The organism is Corynebacterium pygosceleis (assembly GCF_016595275.2).
Taxonomy (GTDB): Bacteria; Actinomycetota; Actinomycetes; order Mycobacteriales; family Mycobacteriaceae; genus Corynebacterium; species Corynebacterium pygosceleis.
In genome coordinates this window covers 96,688-119,503 of record NZ_JAENIQ020000002.1, presented here as the reverse complement: position 1 = coordinate 119,503, position 22,816 = coordinate 96,688, and the positions used below count along the sequence as shown (strand labels likewise).

The window sequence follows — 22,816 nt, the reverse complement described above, 5'->3', positions numbered from 1 at the left end:
ACCGCGCTAGAGTTGTCCCCATGCATTCCTGGCCCCACCCCGAGGTCCCCGTCATCGACGGACCCCCAGTACCGTTGACCCTCTTCGACACCGCCGACGGCACGGTCCGACCGGTCACCGTCAGCGGCGGTACCGCGGGGATGTATGTCTGCGGTATCACCCCCTACGACTCCACCCATCTCGGTCACGCGGCGACCTACCTCACCTTCGACCTGATCAACCGTCAGCTCCGGGACAACGGGTACACCGTCCGGTACGTGCAGAACGTCACCGACGTCGACGACCCGCTCTTCGAGCGGGCGACCCGTGACAACGTCGACTGGCGTGAACTCGGCCGGGACCAGACGGATCTGTTCCGCTCCGACATGACCGCGCTCCGGGTCCTGCCGCCCACGGATTTCATCGCCGTCACCGACATCGTCGACGAGGTCATCGATCTCGTCTCCGTGCTGCTCGACAACGGGAGCGCCTACATCGTGGATGACGGGTATCCGGACATCTACGCCTCCCTGGATGCGACACCCGTGTTCGGGTATGAGTCGAACTACGACCGTCAGACGATGATGCGGTTCTTCGCCGAACGCGGCGGTGACCCGGACCGTCCCGGCAAACGTGACCCCCTCGACGCACTGGTGTGGCGCGCCGCGCGCCCCGGGGAACCGACCTGGGAGGCTCCGTTCGGTTCGGGGCGTCCCGGCTGGCACATCGAGTGTGCGGCGATCGCGGTCAACCGGCTCGGCGCCGGATTCGCCGTCCAGGGTGGCGGCACCGACCTGATCTTCCCGCACCACGAGTACAGCGCCGCACACGTCGAGGCGGCCACCGGTTCACCCAGGATGGCGGGACACTACGTCCACAGCGGAATGATCGGTCTCGACGGAACGAAGATGAGTAAGTCCCTCGGCAATCTCGTCTTCGTGCACAAACTCACCGCTGCGGGCCACGAGCCGGAGGCGATTCGTCTCGGTGTCTTCGCGAGCGGCTACCGTGACGACCGGGACTGGTCGGAAAAGGTCCTCGCGGAAGCGGAACGACGGCTCGCACTGTGGCGCCGCGCAGCGGAGACCGCGTCGGACACCGGTGCCGCCACCGAGCTGGTTCAGCGGGTGCGCGCGGCGTTGGCCGACGATCTCGATACTCCGGGGGCGCTGGCGGCGGTCGACGCCTGGGCGACATCCGTCGACGGCACCCCCGGTGAAGGCCGATCGGCGACGGAGGCCGGAAGGCTGGTTTCCCGTGCGCTCGACGCCCTGATGGGTGTTCCGCTGCTGCCCCGGGACCAGGGGACTCCCGGGGGTCGCCCCACAGGACGCCGGTGACTGGTACACAATGGAGCCATGACCTCCACTCGTATCAGTCAGCGGTTCCGCCCCTTCGTCGATGAGTTCATCGACGACCTGACCACGTTCTCCACCGGCTCCTACCTCAACGAGGACGACAAGGAGTTCTGGGAACAACCCTTCAACCCGGCGGTCCTCCCGGAACTCCGGGAGATCATCGACGGCTTCCTCGCCGAACTCGACGACCTGCCCGAAACCCCGGGCCGGGAGGCCCTCACCGTCGTCCTGACCAGGTTCATCACTGCGGTGGAAACCTTCAACGCCCGCCACGCCGACGCCGTCATCGAACCGGAGGAGTTCGAGGAGCTGAACACACTCATCACCCGTGCCGTGGACGCCACCGGCTTCACCCCGACGCACGACGAGGACGACGCCTCCGGGAACGCGGAGGACGCACAGGTTTCCGGGGACGACGACGCGCTCCCCAGGTTCGAGTAGGAAGGACATCCAGACCGTGGCAGACCGGCATCCGGACACACCCGCAGTCTTCCCCTCCGCGGTGATCTGGGACATGGACGGAACCCTCACCGACACCGAACCACTCTGGGCGATCGCCACCTACGAGATGAGTGAACGCATGGGACGGCGGTTGACGGTCGAGAAACACGCGAAGACCATGGGCGGCACCTTCGACAACACCTTCCGGGTCTGCGCCGAGCACGCGGGGGTGACCCCGGACGACGCCGCACGCGACAGATACCGGAGGGTCCTGTTCGACCGGGTCTCCGAGCTGTTCGCGGAGCGTCTCACGCTCAATCCGGGTGTCCGCGAGCTCCTCGACGCGCTCCTGGATCGGGGTACAGCGATGTACGTCGCAACCAACACACCACGTGAGATCGCCGACCTCGCCATCGGTGCGGTCGGCCGGTCCTACTTCGTCGACACGGTGTGCGGTGACGAGGTACCCCGCGGGAAGCCCGCCCCGGACATCTACCGTGAGGTGGCCCGCCGGGCGGACCTCGCCCCGGGGGACTGCCTGGTGTTCGAGGATTCCCCGACCGGTATGGCCGCGGCCCGGGACGCCGGGTGCCGGGTGGTCGGTCTTCCCGGCGATCCCGCCGCGGACCGGCCCACCGGTGTGCGGACACTCGGCGAGCTCACCGACCGGCCGGAGCTGACCGGCGCCGATTTCCGTGGCGTCGACGTCGACACCGTCGGGAGATTGTTCATGTCCGTCACCCCCACACCCTGACCGTCGAACCGTCCGTGTGTGCAACAATGATCGGCGTGAAAGACTTTGACTCGCTCTACGCGCAACTGCTCTCCCGTGCCGCCGAACGCCCCGAAGGCTCGGGTACCGTGGCCGCCCTCGACGCGGGTATCCACGCCCAGGGCAAGAAGATCGTCGAGGAGGCCGCGGAAGTGTGGATGGCCGCGGAGTACCAGTCCGACGAGGAACTCGCCGAGGAAATCTCCCAGCTGTTGTACTGGACCCAGGTCGTCATGGTCGCCAGGCGCCTGAAGCCCGAGGACGTCTACAAGCATCTCTGACCCAGCACCGCCACCACCATCCACCACGTACCCCTGAAGGATCCCCGGGAAATCATGCTCAAAGTCGCCGTACCGAACAAGGGTTCCCTGTCCGAATCCGCTGTCGAGATTCTCTCCGAGGCCGGTTACACCGGCCGCGGGGACAGCAAGGCACTGACCGTCACCGACAAGGCGAACAACGTCGAGTTCTTCTTTCTCCGCCCCAAGGACATAGCGATCTACGTGGCCAACGGCCAGCTCGATCTCGGGATCACCGGCCGGGACCTGGCGGGTGACTCCCTCGCGGACGTCCGGGAGGTTCTCTCCCTCGGCTTCGGTACGTCGACGTTCCGTTACGCGGCACCTGCGGGGGAGAAGTGGAGCGTCGACGATCTGGACGGCAGACGTATCGCGACCTCCTACCCGAATCTCGTCCGGGAGGATCTCGCGTCGCGAGGTCAGTCGGCGGAGGTCATCCGTCTCGACGGTGCGGTGGAGATCTCGATCCGGCTCGGCGTCGCCGACGTCATCGCTGACGTCGTGTCCACCGGGCGGACCCTCCGCAAGCAGGGGCTCGAACCGTTCGGTGATCCACTGGTCACATCGGAGGCGGTGATCGTCGGTCGCGCGGGTGTCGAGGTCACCGCCGAGCAGCGGGTGCTGCTGCGGCGTATCGAGGGCATCCTGCACGCACAGAATTATCTGATGCTGGACTACAACGTCCCACGGTCTCTGCTGGATGCTTCAACGGCCGTCACCCCGGGGATCTCAGGTCCGACGGTGTCCCCGCTCGCACTGGAGGACTGGGTGGCGGTGCGCGCCATGATCCCGCGCAGGAGCGCGAACGATGTGATGGATGAGCTCTCGGAGCTGGGGGCTCAGGCGATCCTCGCCTCCGAGATCCGCATCGCCAGACTCTGATCCGGTCCGCTCACCGACCCCGTCCCCGACGAACCGGGAACGGGGTCTCCTCTTTACCCGGATCCGGAGCGGAATCAGGCCACCGGTGTCGTCCGACACCGGTCCGTGTCGCGGGAAACGCCGTTATGCTGGGGGCGAGAGCGGTTCCCGCCGAACCGGTAGAGGTCGAACAGAGAGGTGGAACGATGATGGCGAAGTCATCGAAACGCAAGTCCGGGACACCGAAAGCGGTGAACAGGGACGGCGACGGCGCCGACGTCTCCGTGGAGAACGCGGGGTCGGTGGACGGGACACACACCCGTCCGGTGAAGGGAACGGACGGCTCCGGTACCACGGGGACCCGCACCGAGGTGGATCTGCTCGGTGCGATGGAGGTGCCGGACGACGCCTACTACGGTGTCCACACCCTCCGTGCCATGGACAACTTCCGCATATCCAGGATCACCATCAACGAGGTGCCCGAGTTCATCCGGGGCATGGTGCAGGTGAAGAAGGCGTGCGCACTCGCGAACAGACGGCTGCACACGTTGCCGGCGGACAAGTGTGAGGCGATCGTCTGGGCCTGCGACCAGATCCTCGTCGAGGGCCGGTGCATGGACCAGTTCCCGCTCGATGTGTTCCAGGGCGGTGCCGGGACGAGTCTGAACATGAACACCAACGAGGTCATCGCGAACCTCGCGCTGGAGTACCTGGGGGAGCCGAAGGGCTCCTACGACATCATCAACCCGAATGATGACGTCAACATGAGCCAGTCCACGAACGACGCGTACCCGACCGGATTCCGCCTCGGGGTCCACTACGCCCTGAATGACCTGATCGAGGAGCTCGACGCGCTCCAGGGGGCGTTCGCGGCGAAGGGGCACGAGTTCATGGACATCCTGAAGATGGGGCGGACCCAGCTCCAGGATGCCGTACCGATGACCCTCGGCGAGGAATTCGCCGCTTTCGCCCACAACCTCTCGGAGGAGAGGGTCGTCCTGCGTGACGCCTCTGAACGGCTCCTGGAGATCAACCTCGGTGCGACGGCGATCGGCACGGGGGTCAACACCCCCGCCGGATACCGTCACCAGGTGACGGCGTCACTCTCCGAGGTCACGGGCCTGGAGATGAAGTCCGCGAAGGATCTCATCGAGGCCACGAGCGACTGCGGCGCCTACGTCCACGCGCACGGTGCGGTGAAACGGGCCGCCATGAAGCTGTCGAAGATCTGCAACGACCTGCGCCTGTTGTCCTCCGGGCCGAGGGCCGGATTGAACGAGATCAACCTGCCCGCCCGGCAGGCCGGTTCGTCGATCATGCCCGCCAAGGTCAATCCGGTCATCCCGGAGGTCTGCAACCAGGTCTGTTTCAAGGTGTTCGGCAACGACATCACCGTCACCATGGCCGCCGAGGCCGGGCAGCTCCAGCTCAACGTCATGGAGCCGGTGATCGGGGAGTCACTGTTCCAGTCGATCCGGATCCTCCGGAACGCCGTCGAGACGCTCCGCACCAAGTGTGTGGAGGGAATCACCGCGAACGAGGACGTCTGTCGGGCATACGTGGACAATTCGATCGGCATCGTCACCTACCTCAACCCGTTCATCGGCCACCACAATGGTGATCTCATTGGTAAGGAAGCTGCGGAGACCGGTAAGACCGTTCGCGAGCTCGTTCTCGAGAAGGGGCTCATGGACGCCGAGACCCTGGATCAGGTGCTGAGCAAGGAGAACCTCATGCATCCGGTCTTCCGCGGGCAGCTTCACCTGGATCGTTGAGATTCCAAGCCGTTTTCCGGCGACCGCCCCCGCCATCTCGACGGGGGCGCTCCCATGCACCGACGCAGGTCGGTGTGTCCCGGTTTGCCCCCTGCGCGAATGGTACGTTTAATTGAATTGTCAGCCGCCCAGCACGGGCAAAACCGCGACAATCGACCAGGAGCACAGGCCGTGATTCTCGCACTGCAGGTCATCATCGTCATCGCCGCTATCGTGCTGGGGGCACGACTCGGCTCAATAGGGATTGGTCTGGCGGGCGGTCTCGGCGTACTGCTGCTCGGGCTGACCGGCACCGAGGTCGCCTTCGCCGACATCCCCTTCGACGTCATCGGCATCATCATGTCGGTGATCGCCACCATCGCGGCCATGCAGAGGGCCGGGGGAATGGACTGGCTCGTCGATCTCGCCGAGAAGCTGCTCCGAAAGAACCCGAGGCACGTCACCTACCTCGCCCCCGTCGTCACCTACACCATGACGCTTCTGGCGGGCACCGGGCACACCGCCTTCTCGACACTCCCGGTCATCGCGGAAGTCGCTAAAGAGGGCGGGGTCCGCCCCTCGCGCCCGCTGTCGGTCGCCGTCGTGGCCTCCCAGATGGCGATCACGGCGTCACCGATCTCGGCGGCCGTGGTGTTCTTCGCCTCGATTCTCGAGCCCCACGGTATCGGCTACCTGCAGCTGCTCGCGGTGGTGATCCCGTCCACATTCCTCGCCGTCTTCCCGACCGCGTTCGTCGCCAACCGGCTCGGCGTCGATCTGGAGAAGGACCCCATCTACCGTGAGCGCCTGGAGAAGGGACTCATCAGGACACCTGAAGCGAAGGCGATGAAGAAAGCTCCCGCGGCGGCGAAACGCTCGGTCTGGCTCTTCCTCGCAGCCATCATTCTGGTCGTCACCTACGCGACCGCGATCTCCGACCAGGTGGGGCTCATCGCCGATCCCACCCTGCCCAGGAATGAGGCGATCATGTCCATCATGCTCGCCTGCGCCACGGCGATCGTCGTGCTGTGCCGGATACCGGCCGACGAGATCCCCGGCACGCAGGTGTTCCGGGCGGGTATGTCGGCCTGCGTGTGTGTCATGGGCGTCGCATGGCTGGGCACGACACTGATCAACGCCCACCTGGACGGCATCCAGCGGGCCTCCGGCGACGTCCTCTCCCGCACCCCCTGGCTGCTCGCCGTTGTCCTCTTCTTCGCCGCCGCACTGCTCTATTCCCAGGCCGCGACGACCAAGGCGCTCATGCCCGCGGCACTCGCCATCGGCGTTCCCCCGCTCACCGCGGTCGCGTCCTTCGCGGCCGTCAGTGCGCTGTTCGTCCTGCCGACCTACCCGACGCTGCTCGCAGCTGTCGAGATGGACGACACCGGCTCGACCAGGATCGGGAAGTACGTCTTCAACCACCCGTTCCTCGTCCCGGGCACCCTCTGCATCGCACTGTCGGTGGCGCTGGGATTCCTCTTCGGTTCAGTCATCCTCTGACCCCGTACCGGTCCCGGGCAGCGGACCCAAACGGATGCATCCTCTCCATCAGCCGCCCGGGCAAGTACGTGGAATGACCGTATCGGCGCCATGTCCAAGACATGTGCGCGGGGGCGGGTCCAACTCATGATCCGGGCGTTCCGGTCGGGACTGGTCGACAGCTGATCAGAAGTCGCCCACGGCCGCGCCGTCGGCGGTGCTGCCGGGCCATCCCGGGTACTCGGGAGGGGTACCACCGAAGGCGGGGCACAGTGCCTGGTGGGAACACCAGCCGCAGAGCTTGGAGGTCTTGGGGCGGAAATTCCCGCTACGGCCGTCGGCCTCGATCTTCGCCCACAGCTCGCCGAGATCGCGTTCGAAGTACTCCAGCTCCTCGACGGAGGGGGTGAGGAACATCGAATCGGTCACCTTGAGGTACATCAGCCGGAGTTGCGCGGGCAGGACCTTGTGCAGCCGCCAGTAGACCAGTGCGTAGAACCGCATCTGGAACATGGCCTGCTGGCTGAACCGGGGGATCGGTTTCTTTCCGGTCTTGTAGTCGACGACCCTGATGCGTCCGTCCGGCGCCTCGTCCACCCGGTCGATGAAACCCCGGACGGGAACCCCGTTGGGGAGGATCGATTCGACGTACATCTCGCACGCCTTCGCGGTGAAACCCCGGGGGTTCTCCATCTCGAAGTACCCGCGCAGCAGGGAACGGCACTCGACGAGGAAGTCGTGGCGGGCCGCCTCGGGAACGAGTTCGTCGAGCTCGTCGTCCGCCGCGCACATCGCCGCCCAGGTGGGTCTGAGGCGTTTGACGGCCGCCGGGTAGGTGCGCTGTTCCGGCTCCCATTTGTGCATCTGCTCGAGCACATCGTGGACGAGTGTCCCCTTGACCTGCGCGACGGTCTTCGGTTCCGGGAGACGGTCGATGGCGCGCAACCGGTAGAGCAGCGGGCACTGCTGGTAGTCACCCGCGCGGGACGGTGACAGTGCGAGGGGACGGGGCCGGGTGGACGGGCTGGTCGTTGCCGGTGATGTCATGGCTCATCACGTTACCTCCCGGACCGGACATCCCCACGCCGGCCCGGACGGTGCGGTGTGGATGGACGGAAATCGCGGAGGACGCATCCACACCTCTCGACCGCCGGGCACAATGGGGTCATGGTCAACAGACTCTCTGACAGCGACAGCACCTACCTGCTCCAGCACGCCGGTGATCCTGTCGACTGGTGGCCGTTCTGCCCGGAGGCCTTCGCGGAGGCCGGGAGGAGGGACGTGCCGGTCCTGGTTTCAATCGGCTACGCCGCGTGCCACTGGTGTCATGTCATGGCGAGGGAGTCGTTCTCCGACCCGGAGATCGCGGACCTGATGAACCGGCACCTCGTGTGCGTGAAGGTCGACCGGGAACAGCACCCCGACATTGACGCCCTCTACATGCAGGCGACGATCGCGTTGTCCGGCCACGGTGGGTGGCCGATGACCGTCTTCACCGATCCGGAGGGGAGACCGTTCCACGCGGACACCTATGTTCCTCCCGCTGACCGGCAGGGACGCCCCGGAATGCCACGCCTGATCCGGGCGGTGGCCGAGACGTGGCGCAGTCGCCGCGGTGAGGTCGCGGACATGGGTGCGAAGGTCCGGGCGATGATGGAGCTGCACACTGCGCCGGTACGGCCCGTCCCGTCGGACACCGGGGTCCTCGACCGGATCGTGTCAGCGCTCGCCGATGCCGAGGACCTGCGCAACGGTGGTTTCGGTGGAGCCCCGAAGTTTCCTCCGTCGGCGACACTCCTGGGTTTGACCCGGCGGGCGGAACGCACCGGTGACGGGAGTACCCACGCGCTGGTCGGCCGGACCATCGAGGCGATGCTCCGGGGTGGAATCTTCGACCAGATCGCCGGTGGGTTCGCCCGTTACACCGTGGATGCGGCGTGGCGGACACCCCACTTCGAGAAGATGCTCGACGACAACGCGCTCCTGCTCAGGGCCCTGTCGGCGCACGCCACGCCACGGGGGATCCGTTGGCGGCCCGGGCGGCGCTCCAGACGGCGGAGTTCCTCCTCGCGTATCTCCGCCGTGACGACGGACTGTTCGCGACCTCCCTGGACGCGGACACCGACGGGGTCGAGGGAGCGACCTACCTGTACACGCGACAGCGGATCGCCGCGGCTCTCGGCCCGGATTCCGCCCGGGACACCGACTGGATCTGTGCCCTGCTCGGTGTGGACGACACCGAGGTCACCGGAGGCGGGGCCGTGCCCACGCTGCACCGTGAACCCGAGGACACCGCGCGGTTCCTCCGTGTCCGACGTCGCCTCGCCGCCGCCCGCGCACGGGACCCGCAACCCGGACGCGACGAGACCGCGACCACGGCGGGTACGGCGATGGCGGCGACAGCACTGATCGAGACGGCGGATCTGCTTCCCGACGGTTCAGCGCGGCAGCTCCACGCTGCCGCCGTGGAGGCGATCCTGGGGATCGGACGTGTCCACCGTGCGCCGGACGGGACGTTTCTCCGGCACCGTGGCGGTGGCGCCGCGACCCTCTCCGATCTGGCGTGGCTCGCACTCGGTGCCTCACGCGCAGCGGCGTCCGGGTCCTGCGTCGGTGACGGTGAAACGGTCACCGCCTGTCTCCGGATCGTGCGGGACTCCCTGGGACAGATCCTGGATTCCCACACCGACCCGGACAACCCGGGAACCTATTTCGACGGTGGTGCCGCCGTTCCGGTACTCGGGTTGCGGACCCGCGATCCGTTCGACACGGCGGTCCCCTCGGGGGTGGCGGTTGCCGGTGAGGCGTTCCTCACGGCTGCGACCGTGATCTCCGCCACCGGTGACCCCGACACCGCGAAGCGGTGGGAGGAGGCCGCCGGAGGGATCCTCGCCGTGCACGGGGAGGTCGCGCGGACCCGTCCCCTCCAGTCGGGTGGCTGGCTCAGTCTCGGTGAAGTCGCGGCACGCGGCCTCACCCGCGCGGTGGTGAGCGCGCCGAACCGGAAGGCGCTCGGTCGACTCCGGGGGCAACTCGATTCGGCGGCGGTGGTGCTCGGTGCGGGTGTCTCCGGGATCCGGGTCGACGGCCAACCGTGTGACGACGGTCCACACGTGCAGATCTGCCGCGACGGGGTGTGTGGCAGGCTCGTCCCCCTGTGATGGTTGGATGGAGGCATGATCAGCTTCAGTGATTTCATCCACGCTTCGCCGAGTTCGTACCACGCGGCGGATCAGGTCCGCCTGGCTCTCACCGCCGTAGGGTTCACCGAGCAGGATGAGGCGGATCCGTGGGACGCCTCGCCGGGAGGCCATGTCATGGTCCGTGGCGGCGCCGTCATGGCGTGGTACGTCCCCGAGGGGGCGGGTCCCGACTCGGGGTTCCGCATCGTGGGGGCGCACACCGATTCCCCCGGGCTGAAACTCAAGTCGGTTCCGGATACCGGAACCGCGGGCTGGCGGCAGGCCGCCTGCGAGGTCTACGGCGGCCCGGTCCTGTCGAGCCTGCTCGACCGCGAACTCCGGCTCGCCGGGCGCGTATTCACCGCGGACGGGAACCGCCACCTCGTGGACACGGGCCCGTTGCTCCGTGTCCCGAACCTCGCCATCCACCTCGACCCGAAGGTCAACAAGGGCTTCGAGTACGACCCGCAGCGCCACCTCTGTCCCGTCCTCGGCACCGGTGAACCCCGGGAAACCGTTCTCGAGACCGTCGCCCGGCTGGCGGACATCGACGGTGAGATCATCGCCCATGATCTGGTCACCTGCGACACGCAGGCCCCGGAGTTGTTCGGTGCCGAACGGGATCTCCTGTCCGCACCGCGTCTGGACAACCTGTCGAGTGTCTGGCCCGCGACCGACGCACTGACCACGGCCGTCCGGAACGGCGGAGCCGACGGACAGGCGGATGTCCTCGTCCTGGCGGCGTTCGACTACGAGGAGGTCGGTTCCGGCGCGGTGACCGGCGCGGCCGGACCCATCCTGCACAACGTCCTCGAGCGTACCGCCGACGCACTCGGTGCCACCGGAATCGACGCCAGGACGAGGATGTACGCGCGTTCCTCGTGCATCTCCGCCGACGCCGCACACTCCGTGCACCCGAACTTCGCCGAACGCCACGATCCCGTCAACGGCCCGCTCGCGGGCCTCGGCCCGGCGCTCAAGGTGAACGCGAAGCAGCGGTACGCGACCGACGCCGAGTCCGCTGTCCTGTGGCACCGGGCATGTTCCGCGGCCGGGGCACCCAACCAGGTGTTCGTCTCCGCCAACCACGTACCCTGTGGAACGACCATCGGGCCCATCACCGCCACGCGCCTGGGCATCACCACACTCGACGTCGGTGTGCCCATCCTCTCGATGCACTCCGCCAGGGAGATGGCGGCCGTCCGAGACATCGACACCTTCACCCGGATCCTCGGCGCCTACTACGCCGGCGCCTGACAGCGGATCAACCACAGACACGGAAGAACGAGAGACATCCATGGCCTATTCCGGACCTTTCCAGGCTGGCGACCGCGTCCAGCTCACCGACGCGAAGCGTCGCCATTTCACGATCGTGCTCAGGGAAGGGGAGAGCTTCTTCACGCACAAGGGGGGCATCGCGCACGACGACATCATCGGACGGCACGAGGGGACGGTGGTGGAATCCTCCCAGGGCGGGCTCTACCTCTGTTTCCGCCATCTCATGGTCGACCACGTTCTGTCGATGCCCCGGGGTGCGGCCGTCATCTACCCGAAGGACTCCGCGCAGATCCTCATAGAGGGTGACATCTTCCCCGGGGCCCGGGTGCTGGAGGCCGGTGCCGGTTCAGGCGCCCTGTCGATGACCCTGCTGCGGGCGATCGGTGAGTCCGGCGAACTCATCTCCTACGAGATCCGGCAGGACCACCTCGACTACGCCGAGTCGAACGTCGACGAGTTCTTCGGCGGGCGGCCCCCGACGTGGTCCCCCCGTCTGGGTGACCTCAGGGAGGTCACGGTGGACGATATCGGGGGACCGGTCGACCGCATCATCCTCGACATGCTCGAGCCGTGGGAGTGCCTCGACGCGGTCCGTGGGCTCCTGCTCCCCGGCGGCGTGTTCATGACCTACGTCGCCACCGTCCCGCAGCTGATGAAGGTCATGGAGGGGATACGTAAACAGGGGTGCTTCACGGAACCCCGTGCCTGGGAGTCCCTCGTCCGCGAATGGAAGGTCGAGGGGCTCGCCACACGACCGGAACACCGGATGAACGCACACACCGCCTTCCTCGTCTGGGCACGACGCCTCGCGGACGGTACGGTCGCACCCCGTCCGCAGCGTCGCGCCCGGAAATAACAGAGCCCGCTGCTGCCCGCGCGCCGGGTCGCACGAGCCTCACCTCGGACCCGCCCCGCCACGGTGGGCTAGATTGGAGTTCCATGAGTGCCTCCGCCAACACCCCCGAACCGGACCGCCACGCGCCGCCCGCCACCGGACCCGGGCCCATTCCCGCACCCGAGGTCACCGCCACAAGATCCGGGGACACGGCGGCGGAACTCCGGCGTGCCCGTCGGGACAACCGTGAGCTGGCCACCCGCAACACGAAACTGGTGGAGCTTCTCACCGCCTCCCGGCGGAAACTCGCGACGCTGAACGAACAGCTCGAACAGCTGGCCGCCCCACCGTCGACCTACGGGACCTACCTCGAACCGACTCCCGGGCTGGAGGAGACCTGCGCCGAGGTGTTCACCTCCAACAGGCGCATGCGGCTGGCCGTGAGCCCCCTGATCGAGCGCTCCGAGCTAGTCCCCGGTGCCCGGGTCCGTCTCGGTGAGGGAGCCCAGGTCGTCGAGGTGTGCGGCTTCGACGACTCCGGCGAGATGGCCGGTGTCACCGAGGTTCTGGAGGACCATCGTGCACTCGTCGTGGACACCACCGGGGAAGAACGTCTCGTCCGACTCGCCGGCCCTCTGCTCACGGGCGGGAAACCGCCCCGCCCCGGGGACACCCTCCTCGTGGACACCCGTGCGGGCTACGCCTTCGAGATCATCCCGAAAACCGAGGTCGCGAAACTCGCGCTCGAAGAGGTCCCGGACGTCACCTGGGCGGACATCGGGGGACTGGACGACCAGATCACGCGGATCCGGGACGCCGTGGAGCTGCCCTTCACCCACCCGGAGCTGTACCGCACCTACAATCTCCGGGCACCGAAGGGTGTCCTGCTCTACGGTCCTCCCGGCTGCGGTAAAACGCTGATCGCCAAGGCCGTCGCCAACTCACTGTCGGAACGGATCGGGGACGGCTCCCGCTCCTACTTCATCAACGTCAAGGGCCCCGAGCTGCTGAACAAGTACGTCGGCGAATCGGAGCGGCAGATCCGGCTCATCTTCGAACGTGCCCGGGAACTCGCGGGTGAGGGGCGGCCCGTCATCGTCTTCTTCGACGAGATGGAGTCGATCTTCCGGACCCGGGGCACGGGGGTGTCCTCCGACATGGAGACCACCGTCGTCCCGCAGCTGTTGGCCGAACTCGACGGCGTCGAGAGCCTGTCCAACGTCATCGTCATCGGGGCGACGAACCGTGAGGAACTCATCGACCCGGCGATCCTCCGTCCGGGTCGCCTCGACGTCAAGATCCGCGTGCAGCGCCCCGACCGGACCGGTGCACGGGAGATCTTCCACCGTCTTCTGCACGACAACGTGCCCGTCGCCGGAGATCCCGCGACACTGATCGACAATGCGGCGGAGTACCTGTTCCGGCCACGCCCGTTCGTGGAACTGACCTACCTCGACGGTGGCACCCAGGTGTTCCACTACCACGACTTCGTCTCCGGGGCGATGATCGCGAACATCGTCGACCGGGCGAAGAAGGAGGCCATCAAGGACCACCTCGCGGGCCGGACCGACGGGATCACCGACGAACACCTGGCCCGGGCCATCGACGCCGAGAACGCGGAGAACGAGGATCTCCCGAACACCTCCAACCCGGACGCCTGGTCCCGGATCACCGGACGCCCCGGCGCCCGGGTCACCGGTGTCCGGGTGCTCGACACCGCCGTCTGACACACGACCAGGTCGGTACACACCGCCAGAAAGAAGCCCCCATGCCCCGTTTCATCGGTTCAGAGACCGAATACGGTATCGCGACACCGGCTGACCCGACGGCGAGCCCGATCATCACCTCAACCCACGCCGTGCTCGCCTACGCCGTCGCCACCGGAGCATCCCTCCGGCGCACCCGGTGGAACTTCGGCGAGGAGTCGCCCCTCCGGGACGCCCGGGGTTTCGATCTCCGGAGGTTCCGCACCGCACCGGTCATCGACCCCAACACCGTCGGTGTCGCCAACGTGATCACGTCCTCCGGAGCCCGGTTCTACGTCGATCACGCGCACCCCGAGTACTCCGCGCCGGAGACGACGGACGCCATGCAGGCGGTGATCTACGACGCCGCGGGTGACCTCGTGATGAATAGGGCGGTCGATGCGGTTCACCAGTACACGGACCGGGGTGAGAGCGTGATCGAGGGCCAGCCGCCCTGTCCGGCGCTCAAGGTGTACAAGAACAACGTCGACGGCAAGGGTGCGAGCTACGGCAGCCACGAGAACTACCGCTGGAGCCGCTCCACCGATTTCGATGTCCTGACCCGGGCCATCATCCCGTTCTTCGTCACCCGACAGGTGCTGATCGGTGCCGGACGCGTCGGGCTGGGGGAACGGGGTGAGTCACCGGGGTTCCAGATCAGCCAGCGGGCCGACTACATCGAACAGCCGGTGTCCCTGGAGACGACCCTGAACAGGGGAATCGTGAACACCCGGGATGAACCGCACGCCGACGCCGACCGCTGGGGCCGTCTGCACGTCATCATCGGTGACGCCAACATGTCCCAGACGTCGAACCTGCTCAAGTTCGGTCTGACCTCCCTGGTTCTCGACGCGATCGAGGCGGGGGAGGAGTTCTCGGATCTCGGACTCGCCGACCCCGTGGCCGCGGTGAAACAGGTGTCCAGGGATCTCGACTGCCGGAGTTCCCTGCGGTTGGCGGACGGACGTGAACTGCGGGCCACCGCGATTCTGCGGGAATACCTCTCCCGGTGCAGTGCCGTCAGCGACACGGATGAGCTGGTGCTGAGGACGGCGGAGGAGCTTCTCGACGATCTCGACGTCGATCCGCTACGCACCGCTGACCGACTCGACTGGACCGCCAAGTGGTCCCTCATCCGCCGCTTCACGGACCGGGGACTCGACATCGGTCATCCCAAGATCGCACTGGTCGACCTCCAGTACGCGGACATCGATCCGGATCGCGGTCTCCATCATGCACTGGTCCGGAGGGGCAGCATGCGGACCTTCGTCGATCCGACGGTGATTGACACGGCGGCGCTCACACCCCCCACCGACACCCGTGCCTTCTTCCGTGGGGAGATCATGCGGCGTTGGCCGGACCAGGTCCTCGCGGCGAGCTGGGACACGGTGGTGGTGTCCGGTGATCGGGTGACCGGACACCACAGGTTGAGAATGCCCGAGCTCGATTGTCTGACCCGTGAAAGGTGCGGCGATCTCTTTGACCGGGCCTCCGACGCCGCGGAACTTCTCCGGCTCGTCGATGACCGCGGACTCGCGACAGTCGATCTGATCGGTGGTCCCGGTCGCTGAGGCGGACACGGGAAGACCCCGCCGGGACGTTGTCCCGGCGGGGTCTTCATGTTCCCGGACTAGCGGTGGAGCAGGGTGGTGTTGATGAAGTGGATCAGACCGGCGATGAGCGCGAGGACGCCACCGACGGACAGGATGGCCAGCAGGCTGGTGTTCTTCCCTCCGGAGAGACCGGAGAAGATGTCCTTGCCGCTGCTACCCGGTGCCGGGGTCGAGGTCGGCGTCGGCGTGGACGTCGGGGTCGGAGTGGAGGTCGAGGTCGGCGTCGGTGCGGCCTCAGTGACCTTCACCTTCAGCTCGACGATGTCCTCGCTGCCGTCCTTGAACATGGCCTTCACCGAAACGGTGACCTCGGCGGTCGGTGCATCCTCGGCAGCGACGTAGGTGACACCGCCGGTCTTCTCGTCGACCGATGCGCCGTCGACGTCCGCGACGAGGCTGAACACGGTGCCCTCAGGTGCCGCCGCAGCTTCCTTGTCGGTGGTCGTCGTCTCATCGAAGACGACCTTGCCGGAGGTGACGGACTCGCCGGCGGTCACCTCGAGGGTGTTCTCCTCGAGGTAGGCGTCCACGGAATCCGCGGTGGTCTTCGAATCCGTCTTGTCCGGGGTGTGGCCCATCGTCACCGCATCGATCGCGGGATTGTACTGGCCTTCAGCCCCGGGGAGCTCGAGCCGCTGGATGCCCGCGTAGTCGGTGTAGTTGATCTCACGACGGTCGACGATGAACACGTCGTCACCGACCAGAATGGTGGCGAGCGGCTGGTTCTTCTCGGTCCCCTTCATGTTGCCGGAGAGTGACGCGTCCTGGAGGACGGCGCCCGTGGACGGGTCGACGACCATGAAGTGGTTGTTCGCGGACGAGACCAGCGCCTGGCCCTGCGAGTTGAAGGTCATGCCCGCGATGGAGACGAGCTTTTCCGGCTGCGCGGCATGGTACGGCATGGTGAACGTGCCGTTCTCGTACTTAAGGAACGCGACGTTGGAGTTGCTGTAGTCGTTGTAGATCCCGATGTGCGTACCGTCGGTGGCGACGCCACGGAAGCTGTGGCTGTGGTCCTCGACTGCGGGGGCGAAGGCCTCGACCAACGTGGCCTTCACACCGGCGGCTGCGGGGTTGATGTGAACGGGCAGCGCACCCGGGGTGGTTCCGTCGGTGCGGGGTACGCCGTGGTCGTAGACGTAGATGTAGGTTCCGTCGTTGAGTGCGCGGAGACCCGAGGTGGAGCTGAACACGTAGGGGGAGCCGTACACCTCGTTGTAGTGCTCCTCGGCGTCCACGTCGGGGTACAGTTCGGTGGCCTCGGGGAGTTCCACGGTGCTCGTGCCTCCGTCGGCGGCGATCGTCGTGAAACGGGCGGGATAATCGTCGACCGAGTCCTCGGCCTTGGGCAGCAGGTGCAGGACACCGAGCGTCCCGTCGGAGGGATTCCGGGAGAATCCCGTGACGGTGCCCTCAACGGTGGCGACCTCTGTGGCGGCGCCGATCCCGGAGGCGGTCACGTGCGCGCTGTGGATGACACCCATCGCCGGTTCCTGCTTCGGTTCCACCCAGTAGAGCGTGTCGGTGGCGGTGTCGAAGGCGGTGTCGGTGGCGCCGTTGGTCACGAAATCGAAGGACTCGGAGACTGTCCCGAGATCGTGGGAGACGACGACGCCCTTGCCCGCACCGTAGGAGTTGGTCACGTACAGGACCGACCCGTCGGACAGACCGTAGAGACGCTCGGAGCCACCCGCCTTGACCGGGAGCTGGATGCTCTCCGCGAGGGAGTAGCCTTCAGCGTCCGAGGAGTTCAGCTCGGTTTTCCCGGGGTAGGAGAAGGAAAGGGAACTGATGTAGGGATTTCCGGTGTAGAAGTTGGAGAACGCCTCCTGCCCCTTCGGGAGCAGGGATCCCGCCACGCTCGTCCAGGTGGTGGTGTCAGCCTGGTTGTTGTAGCGCCCGGCCTTGAAGTCGAGGGTCGCGAACGGAACCTCCTCGACACCCAACCATGCGCCGGTCAGGTAGACACGTGAGTTGACCGTCGCGTAGAGCGTCCCGGTACCCTCCGCGGCGTTGAACACGATCTTCGGGTCGGCGACGGTCAGGTCCAGCTGGCAACCGCCACGGACCGGCTCATCTCCCTCGCAGTACTTCATGTAGTTGACGGTGCCGCTGTACTGCACGACGGTGTTGCCGTCGGCGTCGGTCTCGGTGGATTCGTAGGGCCACAGGAAGGTACCGTCGACGAGCTTCGCACCGTCGAGGACGTGTGTCGCCCCACCGGTGTAACTGTTGAAGGAGTCGCGGATCTCCCAGGCGAGAGCCGAGGTCGAGTCAGCGACTTCCTGGGCGACTCCGTCCCTGGGGGTGATGCCGATGGTGTCACTGACACCGGCGAAGGCGGGGGCCGAGACACCGAGGCTCAGGGTGAGCGCGGTGACGGCGGCGAGACCGATTCGGGAGATTCGGCGGGAAGAGGTTCTGGGCACTGATATGTCCTTAAGGATCTGATGTTCGAAAGTGAACACCGGTGTTCATGGTCCCCGCCTGTGCGGGGTGCCTGCACCGGTGAATGCAGGTAACAGTAACAGAGGTTAGCCAGACCTCACCATCATTTTTGCAGCTGACTAAAGACTGTTGAAGCGTCAGATGACGCCAGGAACCTACTTCGTCGAATATCGTCGGAATCCACCGTCGTGACGATCGCGTCAGAGTACGGAGGTATCCCTCCACCGAAGGATTGATTTTCCCGGTTCATTTTCCATCAGGGTTCGGCCTGACCGGTGCGTTCGTCCGACAGCCCCACAACTTTCCGCGGTGCGGGGGCACCCGCCCCGTGTCACGCCTTGTCCGTCCGATCTGAGTGCGATGTTGATACGCGAAAAACCGGCCCCGCGCCTCCACTGGTGAGTGGGGGGCGGGGCCGGTTCCGTTCAATCAGCGTCCGGCCACTCTGTGGGCCGGAATGCCACTTCTAGTTCCGGGGCAGGCCGGGGAAGGGCGGGAGGTGGAAACCACCGGGCATCTGCGTCTTCAGGAAGTGCACGATCGCGGCGATGACACCGAACAGGGCACCGACCGAAAGCAGACCCATGATTCCGGTCGCGGCCGATCCTCCGGCGGCACTGCCGGTGAATGTGTCGACGATCGACGAGGATCCCGGGGCCGGGGTCTTGTCCTCGGCACCCTTCACGGCGAAGGTGACGGTGGCGTCATCCCCGGTTCCATCCGCGTAGGTCACGGTGACCATGGCCTGGACGGTCGCGTCCTCCGCGTCTTCGGCTGCTTCGTAGGTGACCTCACCGGTGACGGAATCGATGGAGAAACCGTCATCCGGGGTTCCGGCGAACGCGAAGGTCGTGCCGTCCGGTGCGGTGCCGGTTTCGACGGTGTCGGTGTCGGACATGTCGAAGGTCGGTGTGACCGCAGCGGATCCACCGGCCTTGACCTCACCGTTGGCGTACACCGGGGTGTACTTCGCGTTGTCGTCGATCTCCTGTGCGGCGGCGGAGACGACGAACACCGCGATCGCGGTGTCGGTTGAGCCGTCAGCGTAAGTTGCGTTGACGGAGAACGCGACGTTCTCGGTCTCCATGTCGGCGGACGGCGTGTAGGTGATGACACCGGTCCCGGAATCGATCACGGCACCCTCGGGGTTGCCCGCGGAGGGGAGCTCGAAGACCGTCCCGGCCGGGATGTCGCCGTTCTCGATGTCGTCGGTGCCGGCCATGTCGGCGAAGGGCGCGGAGGTGGCACTCTCACCGGCGGTGACATCCGTGTTCGGGTAGAACAGGTTGTACATGGAGCTGTCGTCCGGATCCGGGGTGGCTGCCTCGTTGACCTTGATCAGGCCGACGGCGGGCCGGGGGGCGGTGGTTCCGTCACCGTAGGTGGCCTGGACGTAGAAGAAGTAGCTCTGTCCTGCCTGGTCCTCGGTGGGGGTGAAGGTGACGACGCCGGTGTTCTCGTCCAGGGTCATGCCTGCCGGACGTGCCTCGTCGTCGTTGTCGACGAATTTGAAGGTCGTGCCAGCGGGCATGTCGACGACGGTGTAGGTGGGGGTGGGGATAGCGGCTTCTGGGGTCGCCACCGCCTCCTGACCGGGATCCACGGTCACGGTCCCGCCGTAGTAGACGTAGATGTCGCTCTGGGCGGGCTCGTCCTTCTTGACGGTGATGACCGGGGCGGTCTGCTGGGTCTTGCCACTGGGGAAGGTGACCTTCACCCGCGGGTAGATGGTCTGCTCGGCGGCGTCGGCGGGAGCCACGTAGGTGATGGTTCCCGTGGTGGCGTCGATGCTGACCCCGGCGATGTCCTCGATGAGTTCGAAGCTGAAGTCCGCGGGGATGTCCTTCTTCTCGGAACCGGCCTCGATTCCGCCGAGCTTCGGCGTGCTCGTCGCCGTCTCGCCGGGGGCGACCGTGACGGAATCCGGGTACCAGACCTGCTCGGTGTAGGTCGGGGTGGCCGCTTCCGCCTTGAGCGAGACACCGGTGAGCTGGGTGCTCGTGTCCTCGAAGGTGACGCGGATCTTGACGTTCTCGACCTCATCGGTCGCCTCGGTCGGGGCGTAGGTGACGACGCCGGTGTTCTCGTTGATCGTCGCCCCCGCCGGAACATCACCCTCGAAGACGAAGGTGGCGGTGGGGACGTCCTTGTTTCCGTCATCGGTGACGAAGGTCGGTGTGGCGGTTCCGGTTTCACCGGCGGTGACGGTGAGGGCGTCCCTGCCGTAGAACACCTTGCCGGTGTCGGCGGTGGGATCTGCCGCGGCGGTGACCTTGAACGTGACGGTGTATTCGTCGGTGGTCTGGTCGGCGTAGGTGACCAGGACGGTGACCGGAACATCGGTGCCGGCCTGGGCGTCGACGGCGGTGAGCGTCACGGCGCCGTCATCGCCGACGGTCGCCCCCTCGACAGCCTCCGGGATCGAGAAGGTTGCTCCCGATGGTGCGGCATCGGTCTCGGTGGCGTCGGTGGCGACCATGTCGAAGGTCGGTGCAGGCGCGACAGCGGCGGTACCGACGGTGGCTTCGACGGCCGTGGCGTCGGCCATGGGCTCGTAGCTGGTCTCGTCGTCGTAGTCACCGACGGTGACGCGCTCGACGCTCGGATCAGCCGTCATCCCGGACATCGCCGGGGTGACGGTCGCGAGTCTGGTGTGGTTGTCGCCCCATCCGTCGCCGTCCTTGGGGACCGTGACGATCAGCTTGTTGCCCGCTGAGATGAGGTTGTTGAAGTTGCTGCTGCCGTACTTGTAGAGCTCGGTGGACTCGTCGAGGACGACACTGTCCTGGACGGTTCCGTCAGCGATGCTCAGGCGGTTCAGAGTCTTGTTCGCGGAGCTCAGAACATAGAGGGAATCGGCATCGGCGGCCACACCGGAGACGACCTCGAAGTCTGCGGCGGCGGTGTTGGTGTAGATCGGGGTCAGTTCACCGTCGGCGTAACGGTAGAAGCCGACGACCGTGTGCTTCTTCTCGTCGGACTCCCTACGGCCGTTGTAGAACGCGACGATGTCGCCGTTGGTGTAGACGCCCCTGACAACCTGGTACTCGGAGAAGAGGCTCTCGGCACCGGTGAACAGAGAGGCCTTCACGTCCTCTTTCGGGGTGATGTGGATCGGGGTGGCACCCTTTCCCGAGATCTCGTAATCGTAGTTGAACACCCAGGTACCGTCGGGCAGCGCCGCGAGCCCGTCGTGGACTCCGAATGACAGACCGTAGGCTTCATCCGTGTAGTAGCCGGTTGAGTCGTCGATCTCGGGGTGGAGGGTCTTTGCGGAGGGGAGCTCCGTGACCGTCTTTTCCCCGGCCGGAGTGACCTCGACGATGCGTGCGTAGGTGGGTTCCGACTGGTACGTCGGTATGAGGACGGCGCCCAGAGTGCCGTCCGCCTGCCGGGCGAATCCGGTCACGTGACCGGTGTCCCCGAGATCGGCGACCTTGGTCATGGCGGTGATGGTTCCGTCAGCACCGAGAACACCTGACTGAACGGCGTTGTTCTCGTCGACCCAGTACAGGGTCCTGGTGGCGGTGTCGGCCACGATGTGGACACCGAGTCCGTTCACGGCGACGACTTCCGAATGTTCCGGATTGAACAGTGCACCGTTCGCGGTGCCGTAGTGGTCGGTGACCTGGAGCACGGATCCGTCATCGAACTGGATCATGCTCATGGGGTCGTCGATTTTCAGATCGGTCTCCGCGGTGGAGTACTTCTCGAGCTTGAGCTCGGTGCTCTGCTTCTCCTCGGTTTTTCCGGGATAGGTGAACTCGACGTTCTCCAGTGCGCCGGTGCCGAGGAAGGCGTTGTCGGCCGCGGCGTCGGTGGCGGTGGCGGCGACGTCGACCCAGGTGGTGTCGGTGTCGCTGTTGTTGAACCTGGCACCGGAGAAGTCGAGGGTGGCGAGTTCGACGGTCTCGGGACCGAACCACTCGGCGCCGTCCCTGGTGGAGTGGACGGTGGCGGAGACGGAGCTCGTGCCGTCGGCGTCAACGGTGACGACCGGGTCGGTGAGGGTCACGTCGACCTTGCAGGTGCCGCGCGAGGGATCCGTGGCGTCCTCGCACTCGCCGAGGATCGTGACGGATCCGGTGTAGCTGACGGTCTTCGCCCCGTCATCCTTGGAGACGTAGGGGAAGACGAACTGCTTCGCTTCGACGTCGTAGCGGGCACCGTCGGCGGCCTCGAAGGAGGTCGCCTTACCGCGGAACATCTCGTTGACGCCCCAGTGGAGGGCGTCCGTGTCAGCGGCGTAGACCTGCTCGGCACCGTCGGTGGCTTCCACACCCTTGGTGTAGGTGGCGTCGGCGAGCGCGACGCCGACCGGACTGAGGGGGGAGAGGGTGAGGGAGAGGCAGGCGATCGCTGCGACTCCTGCTCGGGACATGCGGCGACTTGATTGAGCCATTCAGATTTTCCTTATGTTTGCTTCACGTATTTGTGGAGGATGAAGTTCGGTGCACCCCGTGGGGATTTACCCGCAACCAACCCCGACATCGACCGACGTACTTGCACTTGCGGCCGACAGGGTTGTTTACCTGCACATTTCTTTCGTCGGAATTGACACCGACAAGGTCTCCAACCAACCACGGCGGGTTAGGTGGCACTTACCAGCACTCAATCTAACATAGATTAGGCTAAGCAGCTCAGCATTAGATGAAGGTCTAAACCCATCTTCAACACAGGTTTCATTCAGCTTTCACCGGGGTGTCGGGCATCCGCCGGCTGCGGTCACTTCTCGTCCCGCTCCGGGTAGCGTGTCTCCGGAACGGTCA

General features: G+C 66.1%; 16 protein-coding genes. 13 read left to right on the top strand and 3 right to left on the bottom strand.

All coding sequences use genetic code 11. The features are described 5' to 3' along the window. Positions 1-20 precede the first annotated feature (20 nt). The 7 genes from mshC (at position 21) to JIM94_RS03810 (ending at position 6,967) form a co-directional block, all read left to right on the top strand. A complete protein-coding gene (gene mshC, locus JIM94_RS03840) occupies positions 21-1,319 on the top strand; it encodes a cysteine--1-D-myo-inosityl 2-amino-2-deoxy-alpha-D-glucopyranoside ligase (protein ID WP_200254899.1) in 1,299 nt (432 codons plus the stop codon). Between the two features lie 18 nt (positions 1,320-1,337). After that, entirely contained in the window at positions 1,338-1,778 is a 441-nt protein-coding gene (locus tag JIM94_RS03835) for a hypothetical protein (RefSeq protein WP_234040009.1), read from the top strand. A 16-nt stretch (positions 1,779-1,794) separates the two neighbouring features. Next, complete coding sequence (locus JIM94_RS03830; protein WP_248167264.1) at positions 1,795-2,532, top strand: HAD family hydrolase; 738 nt, start codon at positions 1,795-1,797, stop codon at positions 2,530-2,532. 26 nt (positions 2,533-2,558) lie between these two features. Continuing rightward, entirely contained in the window at positions 2,559-2,831 is a 273-nt protein-coding gene (locus JIM94_RS03825; protein WP_200254897.1) for a phosphoribosyl-ATP diphosphatase, read from the top strand. Positions 2,832-2,885: 54 nt separating this feature from the next. After that, positions 2,886-3,731, top strand: a complete 846-nt coding sequence (hisG, locus tag JIM94_RS03820; RefSeq protein WP_200254895.1) for an ATP phosphoribosyltransferase — start codon at positions 2,886-2,888, stop codon at positions 3,729-3,731. Between the two features lie 185 nt (positions 3,732-3,916). Beyond that, entirely contained in the window at positions 3,917-5,485 is a 1,569-nt protein-coding gene (gene aspA, locus JIM94_RS03815; RefSeq protein ID WP_418904442.1) for an aspartate ammonia-lyase, read from the top strand. 171 nt (positions 5,486-5,656) lie between these two features. Next, positions 5,657-6,967, top strand: a complete 1,311-nt coding sequence (locus JIM94_RS03810; protein WP_418904441.1) for an anaerobic C4-dicarboxylate transporter — start codon at positions 5,657-5,659, stop codon at positions 6,965-6,967. Positions 6,968-7,132: 165 nt separating this feature from the next. On the opposite strand, the gene JIM94_RS03805 is transcribed toward JIM94_RS03810, so the two are convergent. Beyond that, positions 7,133-7,993 carry a RecB family exonuclease gene (locus tag JIM94_RS03805; protein WP_200254893.1) on the bottom strand — a complete coding sequence of 287 codons (861 nt, stop codon included), beginning with the start codon at positions 7,991-7,993 and terminating at the stop codon, positions 7,133-7,135. 120 nt (positions 7,994-8,113) lie between these two features. Here JIM94_RS03805 and JIM94_RS03800 point away from each other — a divergent pair, with 120 nt between their 5' ends. The 6 genes from JIM94_RS03800 to dop all read left to right on the top strand — a co-directional run bounded on the left by JIM94_RS03800 (position 8,114) and on the right by dop (position 15,557). Then, entirely contained in the window at positions 8,114-9,355 is a 1,242-nt protein-coding gene (locus JIM94_RS03800; RefSeq protein ID WP_200254891.1) for a thioredoxin domain-containing protein, read from the top strand. After that, positions 9,337-10,107, top strand: a complete 771-nt coding sequence (locus JIM94_RS03795; RefSeq protein WP_200254889.1) for a YyaL domain-containing protein — start codon at positions 9,337-9,339, stop codon at positions 10,105-10,107. The genes JIM94_RS03800 and JIM94_RS03795 overlap by 19 nt, the downstream gene beginning before the upstream one ends. Before the next feature lie 15 nt (positions 10,108-10,122). Continuing rightward, positions 10,123-11,385: a M18 family aminopeptidase gene (locus tag JIM94_RS03790; protein WP_200254887.1), complete on the top strand. Its 1,263-nt coding sequence runs from the start codon at positions 10,123-10,125 to the stop codon at positions 11,383-11,385. Positions 11,386-11,425: 40 nt separating this feature from the next. Continuing rightward, entirely contained in the window at positions 11,426-12,262 is an 837-nt protein-coding gene (locus tag JIM94_RS03785; protein WP_200254885.1) for a tRNA (adenine-N1)-methyltransferase, read from the top strand. A gap of 83 nt (positions 12,263-12,345) precedes the next feature. Continuing rightward, complete coding sequence (gene arc, locus JIM94_RS03780) at positions 12,346-13,968, top strand: proteasome ATPase (RefSeq protein ID WP_200254883.1); 1,623 nt, start codon at positions 12,346-12,348, stop codon at positions 13,966-13,968. 41 nt (positions 13,969-14,009) lie between these two features. Next, on the top strand, positions 14,010-15,557 hold the full coding sequence (dop, locus tag JIM94_RS03775; protein WP_200254881.1) for a depupylase/deamidase Dop: 1,548 nt from the start codon (positions 14,010-14,012) through the stop codon (positions 15,555-15,557). Positions 15,558-15,616: 59 nt separating this feature from the next. Here the strand turns inward: dop and JIM94_RS03770 are convergent, their stop codons facing one another. Together JIM94_RS03770 and JIM94_RS03765 are read right to left on the bottom strand one after the other, a co-directional pair. After that, entirely contained in the window at positions 15,617-18,028 is a 2,412-nt protein-coding gene (locus JIM94_RS03770; protein ID WP_200254879.1) for an HtaA domain-containing protein, read from the bottom strand. A gap of 485 nt (positions 18,029-18,513) precedes the next feature. Beyond that, positions 18,514-22,428 (bottom strand): Rib/alpha-like domain-containing protein, encoded by a 3,915-nt coding sequence (locus JIM94_RS03765; RefSeq protein WP_200254877.1) that lies wholly within the window; start codon positions 22,426-22,428, stop codon positions 18,514-18,516. Positions 22,429-22,816 lie beyond the last annotated feature (388 nt).

Excerpts from the sequence above, each read along its gene's own strand:
- mshC (WP_200254899.1), top strand. The coding sequence starts at position 21 with ATGCATTCCTGGCCCCACCCCGAGGTCCCCGTCATCGACGGACCCCCA.
- JIM94_RS03835 (WP_234040009.1), top strand. The coding sequence starts at position 1,338 with ATGACCTCCACTCGTATCAGTCAGCGGTTCCGCCCCTTCGTCGATGAG.
- JIM94_RS03825 (WP_200254897.1), top strand. The coding sequence starts at position 2,559 with ATGATCGGCGTGAAAGACTTTGACTCGCTCTACGCGCAACTGCTCTCC.
- hisG (WP_200254895.1), top strand. The coding sequence starts at position 2,886 with ATGCTCAAAGTCGCCGTACCGAACAAGGGTTCCCTGTCCGAATCCGCT.
- aspA (WP_418904442.1), top strand. The coding sequence starts at position 3,917 with ATGATGGCGAAGTCATCGAAACGCAAGTCCGGGACACCGAAAGCGGTG.
- JIM94_RS03805 (WP_200254893.1), bottom strand. The coding sequence starts at position 7,993 with ATGACATCACCGGCAACGACCAGCCCGTCCACCCGGCCCCGTCCCCTC.
- JIM94_RS03800 (WP_200254891.1), top strand. The coding sequence starts at position 8,114 with ATGGTCAACAGACTCTCTGACAGCGACAGCACCTACCTGCTCCAGCAC.
- JIM94_RS03795 (WP_200254889.1), top strand. The coding sequence starts at position 9,337 with ATGGCGGCGACAGCACTGATCGAGACGGCGGATCTGCTTCCCGACGGT.
- JIM94_RS03790 (WP_200254887.1), top strand. The coding sequence starts at position 10,123 with ATGATCAGCTTCAGTGATTTCATCCACGCTTCGCCGAGTTCGTACCAC.
- JIM94_RS03785 (WP_200254885.1), top strand. The coding sequence starts at position 11,426 with ATGGCCTATTCCGGACCTTTCCAGGCTGGCGACCGCGTCCAGCTCACC.
- arc (WP_200254883.1), top strand. The coding sequence starts at position 12,346 with ATGAGTGCCTCCGCCAACACCCCCGAACCGGACCGCCACGCGCCGCCC.
- dop (WP_200254881.1), top strand. The coding sequence starts at position 14,010 with ATGCCCCGTTTCATCGGTTCAGAGACCGAATACGGTATCGCGACACCG.
- JIM94_RS03765 (WP_200254877.1), bottom strand. The coding sequence starts at position 22,428 with ATGTCCCGAGCAGGAGTCGCAGCGATCGCCTGCCTCTCCCTCACCCTC.